This window comes from Microbacterium sp. (genome assembly GCF_047972865.1).
Classification (GTDB): domain Bacteria; phylum Actinomycetota; class Actinomycetes; order Actinomycetales; family Microbacteriaceae; genus Microbacterium.
Genome location: NZ_JBKEAY010000258.1, coordinates 1 through 3,410 on the forward strand (window position 1 = coordinate 1; position 3,410 = coordinate 3,410).

General features: G+C 70.8%; 3 protein-coding genes. 1 reads left to right on the forward strand and 2 read right to left on the reverse strand.

Going from position 1 to position 3,410, the window contains the following annotated elements; genetic code table 11:
- Positions 1–711: 711 nt before the first annotated feature.
- Together ACK5KK_RS15630 and ACK5KK_RS15635 are read right to left on the reverse strand one after the other, a co-directional pair.
- A complete protein-coding gene (locus ACK5KK_RS15630; RefSeq protein ID WP_416891007.1) occupies positions 712–2,256 on the reverse strand; it encodes an ATP-dependent DNA helicase in 1,545 nt (514 codons plus the stop codon).
- 6 nt (positions 2,257–2,262) lie between these two features.
- Positions 2,263–2,811: a relaxase domain-containing protein gene (locus tag ACK5KK_RS15635; protein ID WP_416891008.1), complete on the reverse strand. Its 549-nt coding sequence runs from the start codon at positions 2,809–2,811 to the stop codon at positions 2,263–2,265.
- Positions 2,812–2,950: 139 nt separating this feature from the next.
- On the opposite strand from ACK5KK_RS15635, the gene ACK5KK_RS15640 reads away from it, so the two are divergent.
- Positions 2,951–3,352: a tyrosine-type recombinase/integrase gene (locus ACK5KK_RS15640; RefSeq protein ID WP_416891009.1), complete on the forward strand. Its 402-nt coding sequence runs from the start codon at positions 2,951–2,953 to the stop codon at positions 3,350–3,352.
- Positions 3,353–3,410: the final 58 nt, after the last annotated feature.

Below are 3,410 nucleotides of genomic sequence, written 5' to 3' on the forward strand. Positions count from 1 at the left end.
GGCAGCCTCGCGACGGGCCTGCTCCTGGGCGGCACGGTCGCGGATGAGCTTCGCCGCCTCGGTGACGGGAGAGCCTCGATGCTGGAGAGGTCGCGGCGGGCCGTTTCTGCCTGAGCCCGCCATTGGGCGGCGAGCTTCCGGGGGCTGCTCGGGGTACGGCCCTTGAACACTGGGCGATGAGGGCGCGGTTCTCCTGGGTGTGCCGGGCGGCGAGTTCCTGCTGCTCCTGCCGCGCGCCAATAACGCCCTCACGTTGCTCGACCACACGAGGGTGCGCGTCGGCCTCACCACCTGCGACGGTCGCGGCCCCTCCCTCAACGCTTGCGGCCGTGGCAGGGATGCTGCCCCAACGCTGGCGAGCAGTCGTCTCGACGGTCTCACGCTCGCCTGTCGCGGCACTCAGCGCACGGGACGCGCTGCGCTGGCGGAATCCTCGCGCCGCACTCCGCGTCCGCGATGCCTCCCACATCCGAGACTGTGCGGTGATGACCACCGTGCCGTCCGTGGTTGCTTGGGCGACGAGCGGGCCGACGACCTCCGCCCGCACTCGCTGCGCTTCCGCTTCGGCCGCCGCGACGATCGCCTGCTGCTCCTCCGTCTCGTTCTCGTGCCGGTTCGCTAGCGTGGCGAACTCGGCCGCCTCCCGTTCCCGCTTCGCCGTCGCCTGCTCCGCTTGCTCGATCAGATTCGTGAGACGGGCACGCTCGGTGTTCACGACCGCCACGGGACCACCCGCGACGATCCCAGCGACCGCGGCCTGCGCCCGCCGGGTCGCCTCGCGGAGCCCCCGGTCGGCGCGGTCCCGCTCGAGTGCGGCCGTGAACTGCTCGCGGGCGTCTCCGAGGTCCGCGGCGACGACGTGCAGGCGGTTCGCCGCTCGCCCGCGGGTGAGGCCGACGTAGACCCTGCCGCGTCGAGCGCGTCGGACAGGATCGTGTGCGACTCCGGCGCAGTCCTGCCTTGCACCCCGTATGCGGTGGAGGCATAGGCAAGGTGGGTGTGCTCCGAGACGTACCCGGCGTGCAGGCAGACGCTGTGCTGCTGCTTCCGCTCGCTGGCTGCGTCGCGCACCCACAAGCTCCCATCCTCTCCGACGTGCTGGACGATCCAGGTCTGCCGGTTCGCCACGCGCACCTCCGAGTCGTTGCGGCGGGTCTGGATCAGGTCGCGCCGGCCGATGCTGAGGCCGTCCGAGCCCTCGACGGTGCGGGCGTCGTCGACCAGGCCGGCACGCGCCCGGTCCTCACGGATGAGGGCGTTCAGCTCGAGGGCTTCGTCGTTCGTCGCCGCGGTGATCGTGGCCCCGTCGATCCGGACTGCGGCGATCGCGGCGCGTAGCGTCTCGGCGTCCTCGTGCAGCACGATCATGCCGAGTGCATGCAATCGGTCGAACAGCCCTGCCGGGTCGTGGCTGGCCCGGAGGTCGAGGGTGAGCTGCGCGTACTCGGGATCGGTGAAGCGGTGCAGGCGCGTCAGGCCGTACACCCGCGGGGTCAGGGCGGCAGCGATGGCGAACACGCCGCCTCGGCCGACCGCCGGTAGCTGCGCACGATCCCCGACCGGAGCGAGCGTCGCCCCGGCCTCGTCCGCGGCGGTGAGGAGCGCGAGGGCGGTGTCCTGGTCGAGCATCCCGGCTTCGTCCACCACGACCCGCTCGCCGGGGGCCAGGCGGTTCTCTATGGCGGGGCCGCGGTAGGTCGCGCGCGTATCCGGGGCTGTGTCGCCGGGAGCGAGGCGTTTCCAGACGCCATCGGCGTTCCACCGGAACCCGTGCGCGTGCACGAGCGCGGCCACCGAATCGGTCGGCACGCCCAGTTCGACCGCGGCTACGTCAGCAGCGTTCTTCGTCGGCGTCACTACCCGCACCATTCGGCCGTCGCGTTCAGCGGCGCGGATCGCCGCGCCGAGCATGGTGGTCTTGCCTGCGCCGGCCGCGCCCTCGACCACGACCAGCGGCCGAGTCGAGGCGACTGCGGCCGCCGCTCGCGTCTGGTCCGCGTCCAGGCCGGGCTCGCGTATGGCCGGGGTTGCGCCCGTCGTGCGCACGGTTGCCCGTGCGGCGAGCTTGTCGCGCAGCTTCGTCTCGACGGCGACGACCTGCAACGTCGTCAGATGCGCCACATGCTCTGGGCGTGGAGCGTCCAGCGGCAGGATCGAGAGGCAGTCGTCCGCCGCCAGCCGAGTCGTCATAGTCACGAACTGGCGCAGTTCGTCCGGGGTGGCGCGCACACCGGCCTCGTTGACGATGCGCGCCACCTGCTCCTACACGTCATGGATCGTCCATGCCGATGCTGCGGCGGTGGTTCGGTCGAGCGCACGGGAGGCGATCTGCTGCACGACCAGCTCGTCCAGCGTGCGCGCCGATTGCACGGTGGCGCGCGCCAGGTCCGGCGCGTAGCCGGCGTCCTGCAACTCGCGGAGCCACCCGGCCTCGGAGCCGAGCTGCGAGGGCTTCTCGTTCGGCCGCTCGTCGTCCCATGCCCTCGCCTGCAACCGAGCGCGCGCCACCGGCCCCGGCTCCTGACCGGGATGCGCCGCCTCCCATTCGGAGGTGAACTTCTCCAGGTTGCGCGCCACCTGCGCGCCGCGCTTCGACATGAGCGCGTTCCATGGCTCCAGCTCTGCGACCTCCCCGGTCACGGGGTCGAGGGTGAGCCCGTGCGCGTCGAGCACGGTGGCAAGCTGCGGGTGCGCCGCGAGGACCGCGGTGCCGAGCGTACGGATCGCGCCTTGCTGTCGGAACAGCGCCGCCGTGTCCAGCCCCCGCCATGCACCCGCCGCCCAGACACGGGCGCCGATCTGGAAGTGGATATGCGCTACCGACCACCGGGCTCACTGATCGCCTTCCTGGAGACGCTCTGATTATGCCGACAGTTCCCGAGCATTCACCACCGCTGACCAGGACACACTCGGAAACATCGGCATAACGACAACGTCGACATAATCGTGAATACGCCGACGTCGGCCTAACCACGACCTCCGGCACACCTTCGCCACGATCCTGTTCGACGCCGGCGCCAGCGCGCCCGATGTGCAGGCGACCCTCGGGCACTCCAGCCTCCAGGTCACCGAGCGGTACTCCCGTGCCCGCGAGGGCGGCGCGCTACGCGCTGGAGCCGTGTCGACCAGGCCCTCGGCGGCAGCACCGGGAAGGTTGCCGGGGCAGGGCGCAAGGGCAAGTCTGGCCGCGGCAATGGCCCAAGAATGGCCCGTGCTCAGCAGAACTGGGAGAGAAGTGAAGCGTCAGGCCGGAAAAAGCCTGATCCGCCGTGACTTTAGGTGGTGGCTCCGATGGCGCGTAGCGGTTTCTGGTACGGCTAGTCCAGCGACCTGGTACTTCGGTTCTGGCTAGTTGGTACTGCTCGGCTTGGTCTGCTCTTCTGATGTCGGTGGTGGCGCGTTGGGTGTCG